Source organism: Streptomyces sp. C36, assembly GCF_040932295.1.
Taxonomy (GTDB): domain Bacteria; phylum Actinomycetota; class Actinomycetes; order Streptomycetales; family Streptomycetaceae; genus Streptomyces; species Streptomyces triculaminicus.
Genome location: NZ_JBFQGI010000010.1, coordinates 137,294 through 161,415, shown reverse-complemented (window position 1 = coordinate 161,415; position 24,122 = coordinate 137,294). Strand labels below are relative to the sequence as shown.

Sequence of the window (24,122 nt, the reverse complement as noted above, 5' to 3'; positions counted from 1 at the left end):
CGCGAGCTGCGGCCATCCACGGGATCGGCCTCGCAGTTCCCCGAGCCCCGGCGTGTGGGCCTGCGGAGTGCCGCAAGGCGGGGTTCGCCTTTCCCGGAAGACCGCCTGATCTGCCCATGGCCCAGGTATAGGGTCGGCGTCAGCGCTTCAACGCGCCCCCCTTCCATGGACGTTCCGGACCCCGGCCCTCGGGGCCCGGCCCGATTCCAGATGGCGGCAGTCGATCGGGATTCACGGCTGCCTCGTCTGGAAGGGGGGCGCCGATGGGGCGTCACCGCAGGAGGCTGCTTCGCGAACGGATCGCAGCTGTGATTCGGGAGCTTTGGGGGTGGTCCACCGGACGGTGACCGCCAGTCCTCAGAGACATTGAGGGCTGACGGTCGAAAACCGTCACCATGCGGTTGGCCCTCGCCGACGGATTTCCGGCCATCGGTGGGGGCCTTCTTCAGGCCGCTATGCGAGCACCGGTTTCCGGTCCGGCACTCAGCGGCCCCACAGCCCGACTGTCACGCAGTGCTGCTGTGGACTTTGCACCACGTTATCCCGTCGCCCCTGCCCTGCGCGAGTGGCTGCTCAGACCGGAAGCTACGCCACTGTGCGTTTGAGCTCATGCTGTACGGCCCGCCGGCCGGGACACTGCGGAGGGAGGCAGACTGGCCCGCTCGGCCCGCGCCCGGCGAAGGGCGTTCGTCTGGCGACGCTGAGCTCGAGCCAGCTCAATCCAGGGACGACGACACGCCACTCTCACAGCTGACAGACTCCCACCCCAACACCGTCACCTGTGAAAACACCGTGTGTGGCTCACACAGGTCACGCCGTCTGGCCGAACTGCTGCGCCGCCTTCTTCGCCCCGGCACGCTCGGCACCTCAGCGCGGGCGTCGGCTCATCCATCCCTTCTGACCGCCGGTGGGGGTGCTGATCGGCCGCCGCGATCCGGGGGAGGAAGGGCTGCTGGCGGCGGAGTACTTCGGGCCCGGGCTCTGGCCGTACACCGCCTTCTCCCACCCTGGTACTGATCGCAGGCCGCGGCAGTGGCCGCCATCGCGTCGGGATGAGCGGACGCGGGAGGGTGGTCCATCCACACCAGGCACCACGCCTCCTGCTCCGGATCGATCGCGTCGGCGTGGACCGCTGCCCAGAACTGTTGCCGGTAGGGCTGGGTCACCTTCATGCCCGGCACGTAGTGCATGATCCGTCCGTCGCCGGGGCGTCTGGCATGGACACCGCGATCGCATCGGCCCTGAACGGCGTGAGCGTCGGCACGGACTTCTTCTTCGCCACCGGTCTGCCTCCCTTCGGCCACGCCAGCCGCACAATCCCGCTGGCACGCGGCCTTCCTGCCGATCCTTGGCCACGCGCAGCCCGGGGCGTCTAGGGGGTTGTGGAGGAGTACCGCTTGCAGAACGGTCAGCTCGACGGCGCTCCGCAAGCGGTGTTCAGGTGCTCGTCGTCGGAAGCGAGTTCTTCGAGCGCCACTTGGGTCAGGCCGTGCAGGGCCGAGTACAGCTGCCCGGCGACCATCCAGGCCGTCAAGGGATCGCCATACCGCAGAAACCTCTTCTTCCCGGGCACGAGGCCACCGCCGGGAGCCGGCTGGTAGAGCCGACCGTGGACGCCCTCGACGACCGGGTGCTTCACCCGCAACACCGTGAAGCTCCGGCGCAGTGCGGGGCAGGCGCAGACGACTCTTGGAACGCAGGCGCGGCAGACGGGCGGCTCGGCCGTCCATGCGCCTTCGCGGGGCATGTCGCCGTCGAGCAGCCACAGCACTCCCTGCTCGTTCTGGTCGGCGGGCTCAGCGCACATCTGGCAGAGCCGTTCCTCCATGGCGGCCTTCTGCCGCCGGGGATGGACCCGGCCCAGCTCCGGCTCTCCATGTCCCTGGAGCATCCGGCAGGCGACCCACAGCACCATCTCCTCGTCACGGTAATGCGGCTTTTCATCGTGGTACGCGACGAACCCATTGGGGTGGGCCACGAGCCAGTCGTCCTCGGGCGGCTGCTCCAGGCTCCACGCGGTGATGAAGGGCACCCCACTGCGCTTGTCCCACCGCATCAGCCGGTCACCGGCCCGGCCTCGGCGAGCTCGAGTTCGTCGAGGTCGACGATCGTCACATCTCGTAGCACGCGCACGAGCTGAGAGGCGAGGAACCACCGGAGATTGGGGTGCTTGTATGACACGGGCTCTTTGGGGTCCTCCACCTCCACGTCGACCAGGCCGCGCTTGGTCACCTGGAACCAGGTCCCGATGACGCCGAACAGCTGAGGACGCTCGACCAGCATGGCGACATGCCCGGCCCTCGTGAGAAACCCGCACGAGCGCACGGAAAGACGCGCGTGCTCCAGACACAGCGGAGGCTGCGCCTGCAGCGCTCCCTCGGGCCATCGCGGGGAAGCCGTGCCGTTGCGTGAACCGGAGAGGAAGAGGTAGCCGCGGGCAGTCTTGGTGGGTCCAGCACAGACCTGGCAGCGAAGGCGCAGCATCATCTCGCGCTGCCGCCACGGATGGACGTCACTCCACTGGGGAGCGCCGCAGGGCCGGCCATCCTCTCCAAGGGCCTGGGAGTAGCGGACCCACAGAACACCGCGGTGGTCGCGGTCGCGCCAGGCCTCATCAGCTACCGCGGAAGTCCGCGATACGGGCAACATCCTCGTCGACCACGATCGTCGCGGCGACCACCCAGCGGTGCTTACGGATCGGTTCAGTAGACATGGGGCGAGAATCGCTCGTGACCGTCACTCGGCAATCTCCCTGGTGTGAGCGGTGGCACCCGGCCTGGGCCACGCCTGCACTTTGAGAGACGTTTCACAGACCGAATTTGTCGCAGTTACTGCCAAGGGGCCTCTCCCTCGGCGAAGCTGTCTCGGATCACTCGGGCACTGGTCTCCAGCGCGGCTATGAGGTCGTTGTGCAGCCGGTCGGGGATGTCCTCCGTGCCGAGGGAACAGGCTTGGACCAGGTGCCTGCATTCCTGTGTCTGTCGGTCCGTGGCGAGCATGGTGAACGTCGGGTGCGTCAGTATCTCGCGCGCTGCGTATCCGTCGTGGGCTTCCGCGGTCCGACGGGCCAAGTCGTGCACGAGGCGCCCTGCGGCGGGGCGGTCAGCAGGGCTCACCACGTCCAGCACCGAGAGGCCGAGTCGGATATCGAAGACGGTTAGGCCCGGCTCGGCGGCGTGGCCGAGGTACGAGCCCGCCAGGTCTGCAAGGTAGTCGTCAGCCAGTAGCCCGGCATCGCGGCGGTACAGCACGGTCAGGCAGTTGGTCACGATGTGCTCCCAGGGGTCTCCGGGGGCGGTTTCCCTCAGGAGGGTGCTGGCCGTGGTGGTGTCGCTGGAGGTGAGGGCGGCGAGGACGGCGACCTGGCGGCCGTCGAGCATGCGCTGTCCGATGCCGTGGTGCTCTTCAAGGTGGGTGAGGGCGTCCGTCCAGCGGCCGGTGGTGGTCAGGGCGCGGGTGCCGTCGGCGAGGAGGACGCGCCACAGCCAGGCGCGGATCTCCTGCCGGCCTTCCCGGTCAGTGGTGAGGTGGGCGGGCACGGTGATGTCTTCGAAGCGGGCGGAGGCGCCGGTGCTGACGGCGTTGTACAGGGTGCGGAGGCGGTGGAGGCCGTCGTCTTCGCGGCCGGCGCGGATCTGGAGGCGGGCGAGGTTGACGACGGGTTCCAGGGCGCGGATCGCGCTCTTGCTCGGCAGGGGGCAGGCGTGGAGGTATGCGGCGGCGTGCTGGTGGCACATCGCGCGGGCCAGGTTGGGCAGGCCCACGTCGGAGGCGAGGAGTGCGGTCTGGTTGTAGACCGCGGAGGCGAGTCCTTGGTCGGTTTTGCGGGCGGCGGTGTCGGCCAGGTCGATCAGAGCGGCGACGCGTTCGGGCAGGGGGAGGCAGGCGGGGCGGAAGCGGGCGACGAGCGGGAAGCGTCGGGCTGTCGGGCCGTGCGGATCCATGGTTCCCCCAGGGGACGGTGGCAGGGGCCGGGAACGGCGGTGCCCGTCGGCGCAGCGGCTGACGGGCACCGGCGTGGTGTGGGCGTCGTTCAGTGCCAGTCGACGACGATCCGGTTGAGAGGTGTTTCCAGGGTGAACCGGCCGGGCCGCGGCTCGATGGCGGGGGCGTCGAGGTCCTGGATCTCGAAGGTGGCCTCGCGGTTGCGGTAGTGGTGGTCCCAGGTCTGGACGGCGTCGGCGACCGTAGCGGCGAGTTCCTCGCCGCCCGGTCCGTGACCGATCACGCCGAACTCCCAGAGTTTGTCGCCTTCGGGCGTGGTCCGGTCGGCCAGGCGGCGGGCGAGGTAGGTGACGGCGCCCTTGTCGACGGCCGCAGTCGAGGAGGGATAGGGGTCGTTGGTGAGGAGGGTGCCCTTGGCCTGGTGTGGGAACAGCATGCGGATCAGGCCGGAGGGCACGCTGCAGGAGACATAGAGCTCCATCCACTCGGGGGACTCCACGGCGCGGACCGTCACTCCGGTCCACTCTTCGGTGCGTGGCTGGTCCAGCACGCCGGCCAGGGTGTCGGCGTCGATGTTCTGCCCCGCCGGTGCCTGGAGGCGCACGGTGCCGTCCGTGCTGAGGGGGATGACGCGGCGGTCGTCGTCGGCGATGCCCCGGCGCAGCGGCATGAAGGTGTTCATCTGGGAGCCGAGGGAGATCCACCGGCCCTCGCGGCTCTCGTAGACGATGGAGCGCGAGACGCTGCCCTTGAGGCGCTGCGGGGTGACGAGCCGGCCGCCGGGGGCGAGCTGGTCGAGCCAGGCGTGGGGGATGCCGTGCGCGCCGACGGTGGCGATGATCCGGTGATACGGCGCTCCGTGAGCGTGGCCGAGGGCGCCGTCGCGGGTGAGTACCTCGACGTTGGTGGCGCCGGCTGCGGCAAGGTGCGCGCGGGCGCCTTCGACCAGGTCGTCGTCGACGTCGAGGGTGGTGACGTGCCCCTTCTCGCCGACGAGGTGGCCGAGGAGGGCGGCGTTGTAGCCGGTGCCGGCGCCGAGTTCGAGGACGTGCTCACCTGGCTGGGCGTCGAGCTGGTCCAGCATGAGGGCGACGACGCCCGGCTGGGAGGCGCAGGAGATTGATGTGCCGTCGGTGTCGTACTTGATGTCCACCGGCCTGTTGGCGTAGGCGGCCTCCAGGGGCACCTCGGGGACGAAGAGGTCGCGGCGGACGGTGCGCATGGCGGCTTCGGTGCGGGGCAGGCGCGCGCCGCCCTGGGCCTTGATCTGGTCAACGAGGGCGTGGCGCAGGCGTTCGGCGGCGGCGTCGGTGGTGTCGATGGTGTCGCTGTTCACCGGGCCGACGCTAGTGCGGGCGGGGCGGGTGGTGGGGGCTGACGGGGCGCTGTCACTCGTTCCCATGACGGCTACTTTCGCTAGTGCTGACAAGGTGCTTTGGTCCTGCAGAGACAGGCCCGCGCGGTTGAAGTGGAAGAGCAGATGGTGGGCCAGGACTGCGCGGAGCCCGCGGGTGAGATGGCCGGTGCGCGCGAGATGTCCCAGGGCTTTCCCGGCCTCCTCGAACGCTGCGATCCACGCTCCGGCGAGGGGGCCGCCGGCCGCCGGATCACACAGCGCCGGGATGCTGGCGCTCATCAGGGTCCGTACGGACTGGGTCAGCGCGGCAGCTTTCCGGGGAGGAAGGGGGTGCGGGTGGGGCCGGTGCTCGGCGACCGTGGCCCACACGTCGCCCTGCTCGTACCAGTCCAGGCCGGCGGCGCGCATCATCGCGGTGCACAGCACCATCGAGGTCTCCCGGCGGCCGAGGTGCCGGGCGGCTGGAGAGGGGGCGTAGGTGAGCAGATGCCGGCTGTCGTGGTGGAAGAGCGCGTGGGCTGCGTCCATGGCCGTGTCGCCGCCGAAGGCGTGCCTCTCCGGCTCGTAGATCGCGTGCGTCCAGGTGATGATCTGGCCGGTGGCCGCCAGCTGGTCCAAGAGGCCGTGGAGGGCGAGAGCGCCGGGGGTGTGGTGCTGGTAGCGCAGGGGCCAGGGCTGCTTGTTCATGAACCACCAGCTGTGCAGGCCGCTGGTTTCGGCGGCGAGCAGGGCGGGGGTGAGGGCCGAGGCGATGACGTGCTGGGCGGTGGCACGGTCGGCGAAGGTGATGTTGAGCTGCTGCCAGTCGGTAGGCATCCGGGTGTCCTCAAAAAGCAACAAGGGGGTCAGGACAGGAGCAGGCAGGCGTCCCAGGCGGTGCGGGGCGATCCGGTGGCGCTCGGCGCGAGGACAGCGAGCGCGATTCCGGCCGCGCCATCGAGAAGGCCGGGGCCGCGGTCGGCCGCATCCATCAGCGAGGCGGTGGCGCGGTGGGGGTCGGCGCCGCGGGGATGCACGGCGTTCAGGAGGGCGGGCAGCAGCGTGCGCAGTTCCCGGGCAGTTTCCGGGAGGGCGTCGTCGGCTGCGCGGGCGGCGATGTGGGCGAGACCGGCGAAGCCGTGACAGAGGGAGGGGTCGGCGGTCGCGGCGAGCTGGGGGCCGTCGGCGAGCGCACGGGCCAGCGCGGTTTCCGCGGCGAGCCGGCGGCCGGTGTCCGCCAGGGCCAGCGCGGCGAGCTGCTGTGCGCGCGCGAGGCCGGCCGTGCCGTAACACCACGACGGGCGCCTTGGTACGGACGGTGCCAGGCGGCCGCTGCGCCATTCGCTCCGGGTGACGCAGTACGGCCAGGCGGGCCCGTACCCGGTGTCGGTGCGCCACAGGTCGAACGAGTCGCAGATGCTGCCGATGGCCTCGAGCTGCCCGTCGACCGTGGTGCCCCGCAGGGCGGCGAGAGCGAGCAGGCTCAAGGGTCCGGCGATGCCGTGCGCGACGCCGAGGTTGGCGTGGCCGCCGGGGAACTGCTCGTCGCCTCGGCCGGAGGGGCCGCTCAGGGTCCACCAGCCGGGCAGCGGCCCCTCCCGCGTGCTGACGGGTTGGGCCAGGCATACCAGGTACTCGATGATGCTGCGGATGCTGTCCCCGTCCGGGTCCCGGCGCAGGAGGTAGGCGCCGTAGCCGGTCAGGCCGCGGATCGTGTCGAACTCGGCGAGGGCCGGGAGTTCGCCGCGGTCGATGCGGCGGTACGCTGCCGCCACGCGGCGGTGCACGTCGGCGAGGATCTGCCGGTCCAGAGACCGAAGGGCGCGGTCGTAGGCGCCAGGCCGGTGCTCGGCGGCGAGCGCCAGGACGTGTGCGAGGGCCGGCGCGCCGTAGTAGGGGTGGCTATCGGGCCCGCCGGTGACCGGGGCCTGAGCGGCGGCGGCGAGCCAGTTGTGGACGCGCTGCCAGGATCGCAGGTCGGCCGCGGCGAGTTCGATGTGCAGCAGGGCGATGCCGGGGACGCCGTGGGCGAGAGACTGCCGCCACCAGCCGGTGCTGCTGGGCCCGCTCGGTGCGTCATCGGGATGGGCCAGACGGTCGCTGATACTGCAGGCGAGGCTGAAGGCCGGGTGCGCGCTCACGTGGGCCTGCCAGTGGTGCGAGCCGTCCAGGCCAGGGCCGCGGCCCGGGCGAGGTACAGACCGATGGCCTCCTCGGGAAAGTCCACAGCGACGGCGCGCACGAAGTGCGTGTGCAGGAGGGAGTCCAGCACGGCATCGGGGTCGATGCCGTGGGTGTCCGGACTGGGGAAGTGGCTGCGGTAGGCGGACAGCAGCGCATCGCGCTCCGCCCACGCAGCAACGATGACGTCGCCGCCCGGGACCGAACGCAAGGCCTTCCACTCGTGGCGCGGGTCGGCGAGCCGTACGGCCTCGGTGAACTGCCGGCGGGGCACCGGCTCCGGCGCCGTGGCAGGAATGCGGTCGATCAGCCAGCTCATCCCCGCCGCCGTACCGCCCCTAAAGGCACAGGCGATAGCGACGGTGTGCGCGGCGACCAGCGCCCGCCGGTGCGGGCGGAGGGGCTGCCTGAGCTGGGCGAGCAGGGCACGCGAGTCAGCACGAAAGACGTCCTCGGCGGCGTCCCAGGCTGCTGCGGATCCCCACCGGCCCGTCTCCGGGTACGAAGTGGGATACCGCACCTCGCGCAGCAGGCCTAAGTGATGCAGCTCCTCCGCCCACGTGCTCACGGCCGCCGCTGTCGGCCCGAACTCCTCGCTGCTGCTCAGCGCGATACGCAGACGCAGCTGCTGGTCCGGGTCGCGGAACCGTACGTACCACCACCGCGGGCCTCCCAGCCGTTCCAGCAGCACTGGCAGGTGCTCCGTCAAGACGGTGTCCTGGCGGCGGATATCCCCGTACAGGCCGGCAAGCAGCACACGGGACGCGGCCGGCACCAGCCCGTGGCCCCGCGCCATGATCCGCGCTGTGGAGGGCCGGGGCAGGCGCGGCCACGCCGGTGCGGCAACCGCCTTGAGCGGGACGATCACCTCGTGCGCCCGGCCCCCGCACCACCCGGCCTCGCGGCGCGCCTCGGTCAGCACCAGCGGCGCCCCCCGGTCGAGATGGGCACGCAGCACCACCCGCTGGCCGGCCTCGCCCAGATCCAGCGCGAGCAACTGGTCCCCCTCCGTCAGGTACACCGTGCGCGGCAGGCGGCGCCGGGCTCTCCAGACGGCCAGGGCCTCGTCCCACTCGGCCCAGGGGCAGGAGCGGGCGGGCAGCTCGGCCGGCTCCAGGCGCCACCGCGCGGGGGAGAGCACCGTACGGCCCCAGCGCAGCCGCGGCAGGAACGGCATCGTGCGTGCCGCGTCGCCCCAGTCGAACACCGTCACCGCCGAGCACGAGGCGCGGCTGAGCTCGATCAGGAACCGGGCGAGCGGCGGTGTGTGCGTGTGCAGGTTCAACGCGTGCATCCCCACCGCCTCCACCCGGTGGCCGCGCCCCGGCGCCGCCAGGTACATCCGGCGCCCGTCGCAGCCCACCGCCAGATCCTCCACCGTCAGCAGACCCTCGCCGGGCGCGCGATGCTCCTCCAGACTGATCACCAGCGGCAGAACCTGCGGGGCCCGCGCCACATGGGCCGTGCCCGGATCCAGCGGGGGGAAGGAGATCTGCGCCGGCACCGTGAAACGATCGGCAGCCGGGAGATCCGCAAGCTCTTGCGCCAGGGCCGCGCGCCCCCGGGCGTCCAGCACGCTCAGGAACCGGCCGCTGCTCACCCCAGCACCCCGGGAGACACTCACCACCTCCAGCAGGAAATCCCCCTTCTTCAACGTCGCCGTGCTGGCTGCGTGCACACGGACCCCCACCTCCAGGTGCGGCGGAGTGCGCACCGGCCCGAGCTCCAAGGACGCCAGCAGCCCCTCATCGAGCACGACCTCCTCCTCTCCGTCGAGTACCGCGCGCTGCGCGAGACGGACCAGGGCCTCGTCGCGGCTCGACACCGGCGCGTGACGCTCCGGGGCCACCGAGCCGGGATAGCCGTCAGGGAACCCGATGCCGCTGTCCGCCACGACGTCCAGGACGGGCACCATCGAGCCCAGGCCGAAACGCTCGTAGAACCGCTGGTGGTAGGCCTTCCACGCCGCCGCTCCGTACGGCGCGGCACTCACGCGGGCCAGAGCCGAGGCCGCGCGCTCTACTTCGCGCGCCACCTCGTGGGGCAGGCGCAGCGACGCGTCGAGCCGCAGATCCACCGCGAAGGGATGCCGGCGAGAGGGCATGAGCTGCTGCATCCGCGCGGCCGCCGCTGCCCGGGCAACTCGGGCCGCACCGACGGGGCGAGCCGTGCAGCGCACCAGGTCCGTCCGGATGCTCCGTAACTCACCCACCAGCTCGGCGACCTCACCGACCTCGTCAGCTCCGACCGCATCCAGCTGCGCCACCAGATGTTCCAGGGGAGCGGTCTGCGTGCTGGGAGCGTGCAGCGCGCTCAGCAGTACGCGCCGGACGACCAGCTCCCTCAGCAGCCCGGCCACCCTCTCCACCCCCGCCTCGGGGAAGCCGGCCAGCAGCTTCGCCTCCAAGTCGGCGAAGGGCACCGGGCTGCAAGCCGCCATCACCGCCATGCGCACGGGCGCGGTATGGCGCAGCGCGACCTCCACAGCCCCGGTTCCCCCCTCGCGCACCTGCGGCTGGTACGGCACGATCAGCCGGTCACCGCGGATCACCAGCGTGCTGTTGACGACCACCGGCAGCCGCGCCAGCAGCTGCGGGCAGCCCTCCAGGCGGGCGGCCACCTCCGAGAGCCACTCCGGGCTGGCCCGCACCACGGCCCGGTGATCCACCCCCCACCGCGCAACCGGCTCCGTGTCGAAGACGGCAGTGGTGACGCCAGCGAACAGACCGAACGGCGTGGCGCGGTTCGCCGCGCGCAGCAGGTAGCGAATCACGGACAGTACCGCGCGCCGGACATCACGCTGAGCAGGATCTCCGGCCGAGCAGAGCGTCTGTACCCGCTCGGCGAGCGCGGGGCTGGCGTGCCGGATGCCTTCCGCAAGTCCGTCGTGCTGCCACACAGCCCGGAGCCAACTGGTCATGGACGCGACGCCCTGGGGCGTCGGATCCGTCAGGTCCGGCCACGGCGGGACAGCAGATGCCGGGCTGGCGACGGCACGTACAAGGGCAGCGCTTCCTGATCGGTACGCGAGCACGCTCACCTCCGTGGTGCGTGGAGCGGAACCGGTGCGGCCGGTGCCGCCGCAGGGCAATCCCCACGGCGGCACCGGCCACTTCGTGGCGGGAGCGGTTAGTGGACGCCGGTGACGCAGGCGCCGCAGGTGGCGCCGCAGCCGTCATCGGTGACGCCCACCAGGCTGGCCGGGTCGGCGACCTCCACCGTGGTGACGTCCAGGTCGAAGCCGCTCGACGCGTCCGGGTTGTTCGGTACGCTCGCGTTCATCTCTGTCCTCCTGCTCTGCAGTAGTTGGATGTGCTTTGCGCACCTGGCCCGGCTCGGCGTGCTGTCTGGGCCAGGAGTTCGATGCCCGGGAGTGTAGAACGCGCGTACTCCCGGGGTGCGCTCTTCAAGGTCCCGGCCGGTTGCCATGCTCGTAGGCCGCTTGGCCGACCGGGAACCTCGAAGATTGGACGGGCCGCAAGTGCCTCGAAGCGTCCTTGCGGCCCAGTCGTCCCGGACCCTGCCGTCCTCATAACGGGAGAGCCCGTGGAACTCCAGGGGCCGGGAGAGCGCTGTCCCGCCGCATGAAACAGCGCTCCCCCGGAGGCTGGCCCAACCACCGCTGCCACGGCGGCGGGCCGGCCGGGGAGCCGCCCTCCAGGGCTTGAGACGGGGGCTACAGGCCCAAGGGGGGGGCAGGTCAGCGGGGCGGCGGGCGAGCAGGTGCTGGGGCGCTTCGGAGAAGGAAGGCGTCTCGGTCGGCTGCCGCCACTTGATCGCTTGCAAGGCAGACAGTGGTCCGGACTACGTGTGGCTCAGTCACGTGGACCTCCCGAAGGGGGTGCGGCAGGCAGCTGTCGGCTCACTTCCTCATCCTCGTCAGGTGAGGGAGGGAACGTGCATGTCCGCGTTATGGGCGAGTTCATCCAGGTTTACGACTGTGCAGTTATGCAGCGTGACGAAGAGCTGCGCGGCGAGCACCCAACGGACGTCGGGGTTTGTGTAGTGCACGTAGCCCTTCTTGCCTGCGACGGGCGATGGATGGGCAGGGTGGTAGAGCCTGCCGTACACGCCGTCGATGGTGGGGGCCTGCACCCGCACAGCTGTGTAGCCCTTACGAAGTTGCGGGCAGTGCCGGACCGATAGGCGAGCGCAGGGTACGCACACCGGAGGGTGTGACGTGATTTCGCCCTCCGGCTCCGGGACGTCGCCGTCCAGTAGCCACAGCACGCCCACGCCATCCTTGTTTTTCTTGTCCTTTTCGAACCTCTCATCAGCGGGACCGGCGCAGACCTGACACAGCAGGTTGTTCATGGCGCGACGCTGTCGTTGCGGATGGACGTGGCCCAGTTGCGGACTGCCCTTTCCCCAGCCGATGCTGTTGGTCCCCCACAGCACCCCGAAAGTGTCGCGATCCTGAGGGTTCTCGTTGACAAAGGCAATGCCGGGCTGGCGGGGGTTGGCGATGATGACCGCGCGGATGGGCTGCTCTTCGCTCCACGTTGCGATGTAAGGGACCAGGCCCCTACGACTCAGCATGCCGACCTCACCAACGCCCCGCCCCGGCGCGGTCCTCCTGCGGCAACGGCCAGAAGGGGCACACGGAACACATGGATGGCAAGGCTCAGTTCCAGCACCGAGAGGTCGACGAGGCGGTTCCGATACGCCTCGTAGTCGTTGGCGGACTGCGGGGGCAGGACGGCGACAGGGAGTGGCGGGTAGTGGGGCGGCATCATGCAGTGTCCTTGATCTTCCTCGTCTCGATCAGCAGTTCCAGGAGCTCAGCGGTGGTTCTGGCCAGCCGGCGGAGGTGTCCCAGTGCCCTTCGGTCGTCGCCGGGGAGTTCCTGGGAGCGCTGTGCGCGGGCCCGTTCGATGAGGGGGTCTGTCGGGCCCTCGTTGCCCGAGAGGTCGGCCAGGGCGATATTGACGAGCTGCATCAGATGGCCGCGCAGACGCTCGGCAAGCTCGTCGAAGCGCTCGGGCTGTGGCGTCTGCTCGCCGAGGAGCTCGTTCAGGTCCTCGAAGGCGCCCTCTACGGAGAGCGGCTTCCAGCGCCGCATGCTCTCCAGGACGTAGGCCACGTTTTCCCTCGTCAGCGGCATCCATCGCCTGGGTTCTCCGACAGCCTTCACGCGAGCCGTGTCGGCAACGGCGGCGCCCATCAGTGCTGCTCCTCGTGGGCAGATCCGCTCGGCGGCAGCACAGGCTCCAACTTGGCAATCTCACATTGCCACTCCGTACCGCCCTGCTCGGGGCGTAAGTAGGCCGTCGTCGGCACTTCGTCCACCGCAAACGGATCCCCGATGCCGGTCACGACACCAACCTCCTTGCGTACGGTGTCGAAGGCCGGGATCCACGTCTTCAGCCAGGCGGGCGGCGGATTGATGGTGTTCGGCGCAGGCACAGTTACACCTCCAGCAACGTTCCCGACGGCAGGGTCTGGGCGCACGCCACCCCGCGGGCAACGCCTGTGTCCCGCTACGGGACGTGACGAAGGGGTAGCGAAGCCAGCATCTTCCGCTCAAAACTGGTGTGCAAGAGAGCGTGAAATTTTCATCCGAGATGGCATATGCGATGAGCCCGGCTTCGGGCTGTGCAAGGAGGACTGACGGTGTCACACTCTCAGCACGCACCGTGGCACGGCAGGCTCACCCCCTTGGGAGGCACACTCGTGGCAGCACCAACCGGGCCCACGGTCCGGCGCATGCAACTCGGCTGGGAACTCAAGCGGCTGCGCAAGAAGTCCGGACTCACCCTTGAGCAAGCTGTTGACGGGTTGACGTTCTCCCCCAGCAAGCTTCACCGTGTCGAAAACGGGATCACGGCGCTGCCTGCTGTGGCCGACCTTCGCACAATCCTCGACCGCTACGGCGTCGTGGATGAGGATGATGTCCGGTTCTTGGTGGAAATCCACCGTGGCTCTCTCAACCGTGGTTGGTGGGCGCCGTACCGCAGCACCATGCCGTCGGGCATGGCCATGTTCGTCGGGTTGGAAAGCGGTGCTCGCACGGCACGGGCGTGGCAGCCCAACGTGGTCTACGGACTGCTTCAGACGGAGCGCTATACCCGGGAGATGCTCCTGGCAGCGAAACCGGTCGAGGAGACCACCACAGAGTTCGTCGAGCGGACCACACAGCTCCGCATGGAGCGCAAGGATGCGCTCACCCGTACGGATAGCCCCCTGGAACTGTGGGCCATCCTCGACGAGGCCGCCCTTCGACGACTGATCGGAGACCGTGACGTCATGCGCGAGCAGTACGAGGAGCTCACCCGCCTCGCCAAACTCGACAACGTGACGATTCAGGTCATGCCGATGAACAGCGCCACCTACCGCTCCAGCACGAACTTCACCCTGCTGGAGTTCGCTCCCCTCCTAGAATTCGGCGCTCCGCTTCCCACGGTTGTGCAAAGCGATGGTGCCGAAGGATCGAACGTCAGCGACAAGGACACCACGATCTGGGCGTTCACTCGAAAGTTCGACGCCCTTCGAGCGGGTGCACTGGCCCCGGCCGAAACACCCACCTTTCTGCAACGACTAGCACGAGAGATGAAGGCATCGTGAATCACCGCATGGCACCCGACGTCGCGCCCGAAGAGGCGTGGTTCAAGTCCTCCTACAGCCAGGAGAACGGCACCAACTGCATCGAGGTCGCCGACCTCACCACCAGGGCCGGCCAGGTCGGCGTCCGCGATTCCAAGGATAAGTCTGGGCCCGCTCTTCTCATCCCAGCGGCCGCCTGGTCCTCCTTCGTCACCGAGGTTCGCTCCGACACATGGGGCTCCAACCTGACCGCCTGACGCAATTCCGACTCTCCGGTGGCTCCTCCTCACGGGAACTGAGGGGGAGCCACCCCCGTCATTACTGCCCAACGCGGCTCGAACACTCACCAGCCAGGTAGCACTGACGCCAGCTCTCGGTCCGAAGGTGGTCAGTCCGCCGCCGCGGTGACCAGCTCCGTCGCGAGGAACGCCCCGAGGATGGCCACGAGACGCAGAGCTTCGCCTCACCGCTGAAGCACACTGCGCGATGCCACCAACCTGCCGCTAATCAGCGGGGCTTGAGCAGAAAAGCTTCAAGCGATCCGGACGGTTCAGCCACTAGAGGTGAAGACCCCTGGCACTCAGTCACTGGTTGACTGAGCACGTGCCGTGCCGCCTCGTACGGTGTGCTGAAACCAGACACTGACAATGAGGTGGAGCCAGACATGAGCACTGAGGTTGTCGAGCTGCTCACTGCTGGGAAGCAGCAGCACGCCAAGGCCTTGGAGAACCTCCGCGAGATCGTCGCGTGGCACGAGGAGAAGATCGCGGGCTTGGACGCTGCCCTCCAGGGCTTCCCAGTCATCGCCGAGAAGATGGACGTGCCCGCGGCGAGCACGGTCGAGCTGTCGTCGGCACGGCGACGGCGAGGCGAGCGGAAGCAACAGGCCCTCAAGGTTGTCCAGGAAGCCGGATACGCGATGCGTGCCCACGAGATCGCCGTGGTGGTGGGCATGACCGAGCCGACCCGCAGCCAGGTCGAGAGCCTTCGCGTCAACCTGAACCGGCTCGTCAGCGAAGGCACGCTGCGCATGGCCGGCCGGGGCCTGTACGCCGAGCCTGGGCGTGCCAAGGCCAAGGCCAAGTGACTTTGACGGCCTGGTGCTCCAACAAGGACGCAGGGACGACCGCCGACTGCGCCCTTGTTTCACTCTCGGCTGTCAGACCGCGCGGCTACGAGCCCGCGTATGGGAATCCACTTCACCACGGCCGTTATCCCCGCTGCGCGCAGTGGCACCGAGTACGACACGGCAGCAGTGTTCCTCGGCCCTGAAATGGAGGCTGACGTTCCCCGGTTGCCCTTGCCTGCGACGCTGCACATCGTCGGCAATACAGTGACCCCGTTCGCGGCTCATGGCCGACCGGTCGGCGACCCCATGCCAGTGTCGGACCGCTGGGTGCAAGCTTCTCGAGCGGTCGGCGGCTACGGGGCTCAGGCAAAGGTCGTCGTGCTGCTGGAACCGCTCCCCGAGGAGGTGTCCACCGCCGATGTACCCGTGCAGATGGGTATAGGGGAGGATGGCCTGCCGGGTTGGCTGCCCGGTGTTCTTGAAGGCCGCTACAAGATGGCGATGCGGGACGTGACGGTGTCCGAGGGGTCGGTACTCCTGCTCGACACCGCTCTGGGTGTGCCGGCGCAGCTGCCCGAGTGGGCCACTGTTCTGCACGACCCTCGGTAGTCCAGCCGTCCGGTACAAAGCTGACCGGACGCCGCTCCGACGGCCCCGGGGGCAGCGATGCGGTCTCCGTCCAGCCATGAAGCGCTGATCTGCCTGTGATTCCAAGGCGCCGGAGCGGGGAGGCCGTCTGCAGATCGCAGGCGACTCCGTCTTCGTGCCTGGCATTGTCCGGGGTCGGCTCAGCCCCTTCCTTGTTCGCGGCGGCGTAGCGCCCGTTGCACGGCAGCTGGCGACGGGTTGGTGTACCGCTTGTGCAGGGTGCGGGGGTCTTTGTGGTGGGAGAGGGCCTGGAGCATGGGGGTATCCCAGCCCTCTTCTGCGAGGTGGGTGAGGCGGGAGTGCCGCTTCTGGTGGAGGGTGAGGAAGGTGAACTCGAAGTCCCCGGTGCCGTCGATCCCGAACGCGGCCGAGGTCTCCTTGAAGATCTCCTCCGCGCGGTCGTACGACAGCCGGTATCCGCCGCCGGGCCCGAGGTCGACCGCCGTGTCCCGGGTGCGCCAGTTCCAGGGCTTGCGCACTGTCAGGTAGACCGGGCCCCAGGTCCGGTCGCCGATGTACTCCTCCAGCAGGTCTGTGCCTTGCTGCTCGAAGTGGAGCCACTCGACGTGGCCACCCTTGTCGACTGACCGGGCCCGGCGCCGTTTGAGGTCCACGTGCGGCACGTCGATGCCGAGCAGGGTGGAGGCACGGGCGGCGGATTCGTACATTGGCCGCCACAACGCCCGTTCCCTCAGCGTGATTTGCTCCGCGTCCCATAGCGAGGACAGGTCTTCTTCGGTGTCTACGGCCTTCGTGGTGTCGACGGTGATCGTGCGCGGCCGGCACCGGGCGGGGAGCTTGGCCGTGGTGTACTCGGCGTCGCGGGCCCATTCGAGGAAGGACAGGACGGTCTGCCGGTTGCGGTTCCAGGTTGCCTCGGCCCGGTCGCCCCACAGGGCGCGCAGTGCGGCCGCGTATTCGGCGTCCTCGAACTCGGCGGCGTCCCGGCCGCCGTCGGGGTCGAGGTGTTCGGCTATGCGCACCATGGTCAGCCCGTACTGGTACGGCGTCCCCGGCTTGTCCGGTACGCGCTGCCCGGCCGGCCACGGGTGCTTCGGGTGTGTCTCGGCCAGCCACTCCCGGCAGGTCGCGATCAGCCCCGGCACACCGCGCTCCCGAAGCGACGGCCAGGGGACGAGTAACCCAGCGTGATCTCCGCGCGGGCCCCGCTACCCCGATCCGACACCGCAACGCTCTGACCTGCGGAAACATGATCAGACCCGATGCTTGTTACCCGGGTAAATAGCAGATTTACCCGGGAACGGTCAGGAGAGTCGCCCTCCTGCAAGACCAGCCAGGCATGATGAGGAGGTGGGCCGGCGCGTCGAACGCGAGTCTGTGCCCGCAGTACGGCCTCGGGGGATGCGTTGAGCATGATCGGCAGCTTAGCGTCAAGCGGTTCGGGCCGGCCGTTCGACCAAGTGACCGGGGCCTTTACGGGGGGCCGTAGCCCCCCACCCCGATGGCCAGGAATGCTTCCAATGCGGTTCCAGGACCCGCGCATCCCCGAACCAAAAGGAGTCTCCTGCCCCGCTACTGAACTCGACTAGGCTGCCAAACGTGCATTCGGTAAAGGTTGCCCTCTTAAAGATGGCGTCCCTGAAGTTTGCGTAGCCAGAAAACAGGGTTCTGTCAAAAAAAGCCCCTTTCCGGTACACGCCTCCTTCAGTGAGCGGGTCGGTTCCAAACTTGGCTCCGCCGAAATGTGCCGCCCCGCCGAATGTGGCATCCATGAAAAAAGCGGCATTCCCAAAAACTGTATCCCTGAAAAATGCTGTCCCGATAAAAGTGGTATTGGAGAAATGGGCGACTGTCACTCTTGCTTCATGCATGGTGAAGTCGACTAGGGTGGCATTGCTTAGATTGACATGCATCCTTTCCCAGAACTTTTCGCCTGGCTGAAGATGCTGTGCCAGGATCCTCTGAGCGGTTACGCGAACTTCAAGCTCCTGTCTAACCTCGCTGATGGATTTCCTTTTAAGGTGCGATCTCAGGGCGTCAATTGGGCGAGCAACCCTGCGGGAGGCAGTTCCATCGCTGGAGATTTCTGGCGGCGGTGTATAGGGCATGCGAAGGTATGCGCAGACGACGTTCATGACGGTTTGGCGATGGTCTGGGGCGAACCGGCCGACGCGCTCAAGAGAGTACAGAGCCCCCATGCGCACCGGGGCCTGAGAGCTCCCCAGCTGCTCGACTGCTTTAGTGAACAGCTCAGTGATACGCCGTTCGTCGGCGTCCTTCTCGAGGTTCCGCGTGGCCTGCTCATGATGATGTTGTCGGCGAAATGCGAGAAGGACCGTAAGTGCTGCACCGGCGCCGGCGCCCGCGGCCAAACCGGTACGTACGACCTCAACCCGTTGCTTCTCTCGGTCGGCGGAGATGGGCAGGTTCCCCATCTGTGAAAGCAGTACCGCGGTCGTCACCCAGACAGCCGCCACTACAATCGCCACAGCTACGGCCACCCACCACCATCTGATCGGAGGCGCCGTACGCGGAGTCGGATGGGCATTGCGATAGACCTTGTTGGCTGCCCATCCGCACCACAAGCATGCCAAGAAGAGGATGAGAGGCACCAGGGGAACGTGCTTCTTCAGTACGGTGAGCACGCCCGAACCGCCGAGTGAAAACGCCAGGAACAGAGCCGAGCCCAAGATCAGCGCGCTAACCGCGATCTTCCAATGGCGCACAAGGAAGATCTTCCGCTTCTTTCCCACTGCCGCCGCATCCACCACTCTGCCTCCAGGTGGGATTCGTCATCCTTTCCAGCACAACACACGCAACTCATGCCTGCTCCCGCAGGGCGTAGCCGATGTCCAGATGCCCGAACCAGACCGGCCCCGCACCGTACGACGAACCCGGGTGAACAGACGCTGTAGTGCGGGCACGAAGCTGCGCGGCCCATATGGTGAGTGGGCCTTTGAGGTCGTGATTGTGGCCTCGGGAGACGGTTTGCAGGAGCTCGGCGGCGATGACGGCTTCCCCCGTCCATGTGGCTGGCGTGCCCAGTTCCGGGAAGGCCGTGCGGACGCGGTGGGTGGTGTCGGGCTGCAGGAGGCTGTAGGCGAGCAGGGTGGCCTGGTCGTACCCGTAGGGTGCCCGCCCCCAGCTTTCTCAGTCGAGGATGCGCAGGGCGGGGGTGGTGAGGTTGGCCCAGTGCAGGTCGCCGTGGGCGGTGACCCATCGGGTGTTCTCCGGGGCGGGCACGTCGAGGAATTCGGGCAGGGCCCGCTCGATGTATTCACGCCGGACGGCGACCCGGTCCGTGGCGGTGTTGGCGACCGTGCCCAGGACGGTCCGCAGGTCGTCCCACCACCCGGGAGCCAGGTCGGCGGGGGCGCGCAGGACGGGGTCGGGTGAGATGACCGGCACGTCCAGGTGCTCGCTCAGCTCGGCCCGGTAAACAACGCCGTCCTCGACCGTGTCGTGGATCGCGAGGAGCTCGGGGCGGTGGCCGTCGAGAGCGCCCAGGGCCTTGTGCGCGGTCTCAGCCCCCTCCCAGAGTTTGCCCGCCGCCTTGGCCTCGGCAGCAGTGACCAGGCGCAGCCACACCCGACGGCCGCCGACGATGGTGCCTGGCCGGCCGAGGGTGCGCCCGGCCCATCCCCAGAATTCCCCGGCCTCGTCGCACGTGACGTCCAGGGTGTCGGCGGCCCACTGATGCTGGGTACGCATGCGCTGGGCGGTGGCGGGTTCAGGGGGCGAGTACATCGGTGGTCTCCCCAGGTCGGCGGCCCCCCAACGGTAGGGCCGTGGCGGCCTGTGCCTGAACGGCGGTGCGCGCCGCCAGGTTGGGGTGCCGTTACCGTAACGGCACCCCTATATCGGCGCTACCAACGTCGTCTTCGCCACCCCGAGGACACGTCCCTCGGCGGGACTCAGCCACTTCCTCCTGCAGTGCGCCATCGACCAGCTGAACAACGACTTCGCATTCGCCCAGATCGACGAATGGCGCGTGGGTAACCGACCGGTGTCCCTCGACACCTTCCCCCTGCTCGGCCCCGGGCCCCTGGATCGGTTGCACATCGCCACCGGGACCTACCTGGACGGCTTCCACAACAGCCCGCTGATCGCCCGGATCATGGCTGACGGCATACTCGGCGGCGCCGAGCCGTACGTGCACCCGTTCCTCCCGAACCGCCGGCCCATCAGCGTGTTCACCGCGGCCGAGAGCGCCGCGGAGACCGCATACCAGGGGGCGTGCACCGGCTTCGAAGCATCCCTCGTCCTGCCGCGACTCTGGCGGCACCAGGCGGTGCTGGCACTCCTCAGCTCGGGCGCGGCGCACATGTACGAGGACCTCGGCTCGCCGCACGGCCTGTCCCCCGACATCGTGCCGTTCCTGGTCGCGGGTGCGTTCAGCGAGAATGGGCCGGACCGCGCAGCATACCTGCGGGTGAAATCGCTGCTCGGCGGCCGCGGGGCGACATCGGAACTGGAGACGGCACGTTGACCACGGATTCGAGCGACGTCCGGAACGAGACCGGACAACCGACGACGCCTGCCCCGAGTGAGGCCGCCACCACGCCCTCACGGGTGGCTCGGCGCGTGGCCCTCCCCTTCTACGCATACGCCGTACTCGCCAACTCCCTCTTCCAACGCGGCGTGTTCGTCCTCTACCTGGCCCGTCAGGGCTTCTCCGCCGCCCAGATCGCGCTGCTGCAGACGCTCCTCTACATCATCAGCGCGCTGGCCGAGATCCCCACCGGACTCATCGCGGACCGAGTGGGCCGGCGGGCGAGCATCGTGATCGGCCAGGTGGTGATCGCGGGCTGCCTGGTGGGCCAGGTGACACTCTCCGGTTTCCCGTCGTTCGTCGCGCTCTTCGCACTGCAGGGCATCGGTATGGCCTGTGTCTCCGGCGCCGACACCGCCCTGCTGTACGACCTGCTCCGCCGGCGTGGTGCCGAGACCCACTACGTGAAGGTGAAGTCCCGGTACGCGACGTTCGCCGCCACCACCATGGCACTGGCCATCGCACTGGGCGGCAGCCTGCAGAAGGTCTCCTGGGAGCTGGTATATCTGGCCTCCGCCGGGGCGCTGCTGCTGGCCACGGTCGTCCTGCTGACCAGGGTGTCAGAGGTCCGTGGCCAGGACGCGGCCGCACTGGACGAACCGGAGGCCGCTACCACGGGTGGCGAACCAGCCGGAAAGGCCGCCGTACTCCGCAGCCTGACGCCCCGGCTGGCGTCCCTGGTCGTGGTGTCCGGACTGATGCACGCCACGATGACCCCCTACTTCATCTTTGCCCAGGAGACCCTGAGCGATCAGGGCATCGCCACCACACTGGTGAGCGTGGTGATGTCCGCCGGCTACCTGATCGGCGGCTTCGCCCCCCTTCTCGCCGACCGAGCCGACCGGCGACTGGGCGTACACCTGCTGGTACCGCTGACCCTGCTCGTCCTCGCCGCCGCCCTCGGACTCAGCGGCCTCGGCCTGGCCTGGCTGACGATCGGTGTCTTCCTGCTCGCCGTCGGCGTGCCCGACACCACCGCGGTGGTCGTGGACAACGTCTTCAACGAAGGCGTCCCCTCCCGCTACCGGGCGAGCCTGCTCTCCATCATCACGTTCGTCGAATCCCTGCTGATCGGCTGCGGCTATCTCGTACTGGGCCGACTGATGGACGCGTTCGGGCCGACCAGCGGCCTTGCCTGGTACACCGTTGTGCCCGTCCTTGCGCTCCTCGTCAGCGTGCCCGCCCTTCGCAAAGGGCAGTGGGTGAAGCCGGCCCCGTGACCACGAGAAGGCCGTCCGGGACCTCCACTGCTGAGGGACGTCCCGGGCCTCCTTCATTCCCTCCTTCAGCCGAACGCCCTGGAAAGCCCCCACTCGTCGGCAACCCCTTGGCGGTAGCGCCGCACGATGCCTGGTGCGGCCAGCTAGTGTTGTGACTGCATTGGTTGGCCAAGGCTGGCTGGTCCGACTGCGGGTTGCAGTGGTCTGCCGCCCCAGCGGATGCCTTTCACGCTGCGGAGGCGTGCGCGCTCGCGTCGTTGGGCGGTCAGGACGTTGGGGTGGCGGGCGTTGTTGTTGCGCCAGCGCAGGTAGGCGTGCAGAGCCCTGGTCTGGACGAAGAGATTGTCGAGGATCACGTAGATGGGGGCACCGCCCGGGCGGCAGCGCGGATGGACCGCAGGGCCGCCCAGGCGTGGCCGATGCCCTTCGCCGGTTGACGTCCCACAGCTGGTCGTCGCCGACCGAGTAGCAGCCGCGAAGTAGGTGACACCGTGGGTGCGGCGGTAGGTGGCGGGCTCGACAGTTCGCCGACCCTAGTGGTCACCTCTGGCAGTCCGGCCCTCGTCAGCCGCTGGACCCCGCGCCTAGAGCTGCGGGCCGCTGCGGCGTGAACCTGCGACCGCAAGCCCCCAGGGCTTTGGCTACTGCTTGGGCAGTAGGTCGGTGCGGTGCTGTTCGAGGTCGGTGACGCCTTTGAGGCCCGCCTTGATCGTGTACTGGGTGTGGACCCCGTCGGGACCTGTCTCCTGGGTCAGCTGCAAGCTGTTCGCGACGAAGCCCCAGCTGTCGCCTGTGTAGACGCCCTTGATCCTGCCGTCCACCGTTCCGACGGCGTCGAAGGGGCCGCCCTTCCAGCGGAAGGTCCAGTGGGTGCGGTACCAGGTGTCCAGCTGTTCCGGGGTGGCCAGGAAGTGCTCGCCGCTCGGGTCCTGGGGGTCGGCGATGAGATCCTCTGGCCGGTCATCCCCGGTGGTCAGTGAGATGAGGCCCGATGCGTCGGCCTCAGCAGCGGCCGGATACGTCCGGCCGTGGTGGACCGCGTAGGTCTTGGGGCGGAAATGGTCAACCTCGGCCAGACGTCGCACCAGAGCGTGGAGAGGCTGCAGCAGATCCTCACGGTGCTCCTCCAACTCGGTGGCCTCGTCTCGCGGGAAGACGCTGCGGAATTTGATACCCCGGCGCTTGAGGTGTTCCTTGGCGAAGTGTTCGTCGGCGCCGAGGTAGTAGCCCGTGAGCGTGGCGGGTGCGGCGTCGGTGCAATCGAAGAGCTCGCCGCGCCAGCGGAACGTCCACGTCACGGTGTACCAGGCTTCCAGGCGCTCCGGCGCAACCGGGTATCCCATCGTTCCGTCGGCGGCCTCGCGTGGCGTGAGCCCTTCGGGTGCGGGGTGGCCGGGCTCGGGCAGCAGCTCGACGTACGGCCATAGCCCCTCGGCACCACGGGCTGGGTAGCGGTCGCCGCGGAAGACGGCGACCTCACCCTTGACCGGAAAGGGAAAACCCGCAGTGTCAGTCATATTTTTTCCACGGCCCCTCGTCCTTGTCGAAGAAACCGACCGCCACTTCCGTGGCGCCGGCTTGCTGATAGCCCCTGTCAATTGCTGCCGTCAGCCGAACGCGTGTGAGTGTGCGTCGTTGTGCTCCACCTGGGCCTGCGCGGCCCAGGAGCCGTCGAGACGCCGCAGTAGTTCGACCTGCTTGGCCAGTCGGTCAGTGCCGGTGACCTCACACTCGGGGAAGAGGTTCTGCTGCTTCATTCCCCAGGCGCTAGCCATGTCGAAGGTGACCTCGACGGCAAGCCAGTGCATGAGCTCGTCGAGGTTGTGAGTGATGCGGCGCTTGACCTCCCGGCCTGCCCGCTCCGCAACGATCCAGTGGAGATCATCACCATCGATTTCGACGTAGGTGGAGAAGTCGCTGTAGGCGCTGAATGCGATCACGCTCCGCACGGGTACCTCTAGCTTGGCGGCCATGTCGCGCGCGGCGTTCATCACGTCCGCGACCATTATCGTCATGTGGACGATTATTGCATGTGGTCAGTCCAGAGCTCCGGAAATATCAAGCCGACGCTCAAGAGGCAGCTGCTTCTGGAGCTCGCCCGTCGGTGGCCACCCATCATCGAGGCGGCCCTGGTGCGCAGGGGGCCAGCTGCGCGGCCCGCAGGATGGGCGAGCCCAGTTCTCGCTCGTCGGCATCGCGGGCCTGGACGCAGCGGCTGACCGCCAGCGGGCACCGAGGAGCTGCGGTCGGCAGCCCGTGCGAGGATCGACAGAGAGCCCCAAGTCCGACTGGCTGGACAGCGCTGCCGACATCCTCTCGCGCGGGCACCGGGGCGAGCAGCTCCTGGAGTTCCACGCCCAGGACATACGCGACACCGTCACCGCGGCTTTCGGGGAGGTGACGCTGCCGGGCGCTGACCCTCTACGTCTCCACGTCATAGCGCGGGCCGAAGACCCTGACCGGCAGCATGGACGACCTGCCCGAGGGACTCCAGGACCGCGCCGACGCCGAGATCCATCACCGGATCACCGCCGCCTGCTGGATCGCGCGAGAAGCCGGACTCGCCTGACGCGGGCCACCCATTGTTCTGGCGTACCGTCACGGGGCGTCGTCACCCCACTAATCCGACACGCGATCGCAGGCGGTATCCCCATATGGATGATGCTC

General features: G+C 68.6%; 22 protein-coding genes and 1 pseudogene. 6 read left to right on the top strand and 17 right to left on the bottom strand.

The annotated features are described in order from the left end of the window. Nucleotides 1-1,408: 1,408 nt before the first annotated feature. The 11 genes from AB4K12_RS28035 to AB4K12_RS27985 all read right to left on the bottom strand — a co-directional run bounded on the left by AB4K12_RS28035 (nucleotide 1,409) and on the right by AB4K12_RS27985 (nucleotide 12,868). On the bottom strand, nucleotides 1,409-2,056 hold the full coding sequence (locus tag AB4K12_RS28035; RefSeq protein ID WP_368437231.1) for a hypothetical protein: 648 nt from the start codon (nucleotides 2,054-2,056) through the stop codon (nucleotides 1,409-1,411). Next, nucleotides 2,056-2,283, bottom strand: coding sequence for a hypothetical protein (locus AB4K12_RS28030; RefSeq protein ID WP_368437230.1), 228 nt, complete (start codon nucleotides 2,281-2,283; stop codon nucleotides 2,056-2,058). The genes AB4K12_RS28035 and AB4K12_RS28030 overlap by 1 nt, the downstream gene beginning before the upstream one ends. 545 nt (nucleotides 2,284-2,828) lie before the next feature. Continuing rightward, nucleotides 2,829-3,944, bottom strand: coding sequence for a hypothetical protein (locus AB4K12_RS28025; RefSeq protein WP_368437228.1), 1,116 nt, complete (start codon nucleotides 3,942-3,944; stop codon nucleotides 2,829-2,831). A gap of 89 nt (nucleotides 3,945-4,033) precedes the next feature. Continuing rightward, entirely contained in the window at nucleotides 4,034-6,118 is a 2,085-nt protein-coding gene (gene fxlM / locus AB4K12_RS28020; RefSeq protein WP_368437226.1) for a methyltransferase, FxLD system, read from the bottom strand. Between the two features lie 29 nt (nucleotides 6,119-6,147). Next, nucleotides 6,148-7,422: a lanthionine synthetase C family protein gene (locus tag AB4K12_RS28015; protein ID WP_368437224.1), complete on the bottom strand. Its 1,275-nt coding sequence runs from the start codon at nucleotides 7,420-7,422 to the stop codon at nucleotides 6,148-6,150. After that, nucleotides 7,419-10,382 (bottom strand): lantibiotic dehydratase, encoded by a 2,964-nt coding sequence (locus AB4K12_RS28010; RefSeq protein ID WP_368437222.1) that lies wholly within the window; start codon nucleotides 10,380-10,382, stop codon nucleotides 7,419-7,421. Before AB4K12_RS28010 ends, AB4K12_RS28015 begins: the two co-directional genes overlap by 4 nt. Before the next feature lie 209 nt (nucleotides 10,383-10,591). Next, the gene (gene fxlA, locus AB4K12_RS28005) at nucleotides 10,592-10,744 is read right to left on the bottom strand and encodes an FxLD family lanthipeptide (RefSeq protein WP_368437220.1); all 153 of its coding nucleotides are present in this window, start codon (nucleotides 10,742-10,744) and stop codon (nucleotides 10,592-10,594) included. A gap of 597 nt (nucleotides 10,745-11,341) precedes the next feature. Continuing rightward, nucleotides 11,342-12,001, bottom strand: a complete 660-nt coding sequence (locus AB4K12_RS28000; RefSeq protein WP_368437218.1) for a hypothetical protein — start codon at nucleotides 11,999-12,001, stop codon at nucleotides 11,342-11,344. Next, the gene (locus tag AB4K12_RS27995) at nucleotides 11,995-12,195 is read right to left on the bottom strand and encodes a DUF6302 family protein (RefSeq protein WP_368437324.1); all 201 of its coding nucleotides are present in this window, start codon (nucleotides 12,193-12,195) and stop codon (nucleotides 11,995-11,997) included. The genes AB4K12_RS28000 and AB4K12_RS27995 overlap by 7 nt, the downstream gene beginning before the upstream one ends. Then, nucleotides 12,195-12,566 (bottom strand): DUF6415 family natural product biosynthesis protein, encoded by a 372-nt coding sequence (locus AB4K12_RS27990; RefSeq protein WP_368437216.1) that lies wholly within the window; start codon nucleotides 12,564-12,566, stop codon nucleotides 12,195-12,197. The genes AB4K12_RS27995 and AB4K12_RS27990 overlap by 1 nt, the downstream gene beginning before the upstream one ends. A gap of 59 nt (nucleotides 12,567-12,625) precedes the next feature. Beyond that, complete coding sequence (locus AB4K12_RS27985; RefSeq protein WP_368437215.1) at nucleotides 12,626-12,868, bottom strand: hypothetical protein; 243 nt, start codon at nucleotides 12,866-12,868, stop codon at nucleotides 12,626-12,628. Between the two features lie 300 nt (nucleotides 12,869-13,168). Between AB4K12_RS27985 and AB4K12_RS27980 the strand changes: the two genes are divergently transcribed. The 4 genes from AB4K12_RS27980 (at nucleotide 13,169) to AB4K12_RS27965 (ending at nucleotide 15,683) form a co-directional block, all read left to right on the top strand. Next, complete coding sequence (locus AB4K12_RS27980) at nucleotides 13,169-14,026, top strand: helix-turn-helix domain-containing protein (protein ID WP_368437213.1); 858 nt, start codon at nucleotides 13,169-13,171, stop codon at nucleotides 14,024-14,026. Nucleotides 14,027-14,034: 8 nt separating this feature from the next. Continuing rightward, nucleotides 14,035-14,262 carry a DUF397 domain-containing protein gene (locus AB4K12_RS27975; protein ID WP_368437211.1) on the top strand — a complete coding sequence of 76 codons (228 nt, stop codon included), beginning with the start codon at nucleotides 14,035-14,037 and terminating at the stop codon, nucleotides 14,260-14,262. Between the two features lie 407 nt (nucleotides 14,263-14,669). Next, complete coding sequence (locus AB4K12_RS27970; RefSeq protein WP_368437209.1) at nucleotides 14,670-15,092, top strand: hypothetical protein; 423 nt, start codon at nucleotides 14,670-14,672, stop codon at nucleotides 15,090-15,092. 99 nt (nucleotides 15,093-15,191) lie between these two features. Then, nucleotides 15,192-15,683, top strand: coding sequence for a hypothetical protein (locus AB4K12_RS27965; protein ID WP_368437208.1), 492 nt, complete (start codon nucleotides 15,192-15,194; stop codon nucleotides 15,681-15,683). A gap of 179 nt (nucleotides 15,684-15,862) precedes the next feature. Here AB4K12_RS27965 and AB4K12_RS27960 read toward each other — a convergent pair whose 3' ends face one another. From AB4K12_RS27960 to AB4K12_RS27950, 3 genes are all read right to left on the bottom strand, one after another. Next, on the bottom strand, nucleotides 15,863-16,828 hold the full coding sequence (locus AB4K12_RS27960; RefSeq protein WP_368437206.1) for a tyrosine-type recombinase/integrase: 966 nt from the start codon (nucleotides 16,826-16,828) through the stop codon (nucleotides 15,863-15,865). Between the two features lie 285 nt (nucleotides 16,829-17,113). Then, nucleotides 17,114-18,454 (bottom strand): pentapeptide repeat-containing protein, encoded by a 1,341-nt coding sequence (locus AB4K12_RS27955; RefSeq protein WP_368437204.1) that lies wholly within the window; start codon nucleotides 18,452-18,454, stop codon nucleotides 17,114-17,116. Nucleotides 18,455-18,833: 379 nt separating this feature from the next. Beyond that, nucleotides 18,834-19,430: a hypothetical protein gene (locus AB4K12_RS27950; protein ID WP_368437202.1), complete on the bottom strand. Its 597-nt coding sequence runs from the start codon at nucleotides 19,428-19,430 to the stop codon at nucleotides 18,834-18,836. 112 nt (nucleotides 19,431-19,542) lie between these two features. Here AB4K12_RS27950 and AB4K12_RS27945 point away from each other — a divergent pair, with 112 nt between their 5' ends. Beyond that, nucleotides 19,543-20,172 carry an FAD-dependent oxidoreductase gene (locus AB4K12_RS27945; RefSeq protein ID WP_368437322.1) on the top strand — a complete coding sequence of 210 codons (630 nt, stop codon included), beginning with the start codon at nucleotides 19,543-19,545 and terminating at the stop codon, nucleotides 20,170-20,172. Between the two features lie 83 nt (nucleotides 20,173-20,255). Next, nucleotides 20,256-21,455 (top strand): MFS transporter, encoded by a 1,200-nt coding sequence (locus tag AB4K12_RS27940; protein ID WP_368437200.1) that lies wholly within the window; start codon nucleotides 20,256-20,258, stop codon nucleotides 21,453-21,455. 143 nt (nucleotides 21,456-21,598) lie between these two features. On the opposite strand, the pseudogene AB4K12_RS27935 reads toward AB4K12_RS27940, so the two are convergent. From AB4K12_RS27935 to AB4K12_RS27925, 3 genes and pseudogenes are all read right to left on the bottom strand, one after another. Next, nucleotides 21,599-21,970 (bottom strand): annotated as a pseudogene (locus tag AB4K12_RS27935) (hypothetical protein); the annotation flags it as partial. Nucleotides 21,971-22,096: 126 nt separating this feature from the next. After that, on the bottom strand, nucleotides 22,097-22,972 hold the full coding sequence (locus AB4K12_RS27930) for a hypothetical protein (RefSeq protein WP_368437198.1): 876 nt from the start codon (nucleotides 22,970-22,972) through the stop codon (nucleotides 22,097-22,099). Between the two features lie 90 nt (nucleotides 22,973-23,062). Then, nucleotides 23,063-23,470 carry an Imm63 family immunity protein gene (locus AB4K12_RS27925; protein ID WP_368437196.1) on the bottom strand — a complete coding sequence of 136 codons (408 nt, stop codon included), beginning with the start codon at nucleotides 23,468-23,470 and terminating at the stop codon, nucleotides 23,063-23,065. Nucleotides 23,471-24,122: the final 652 nt, after the last annotated feature.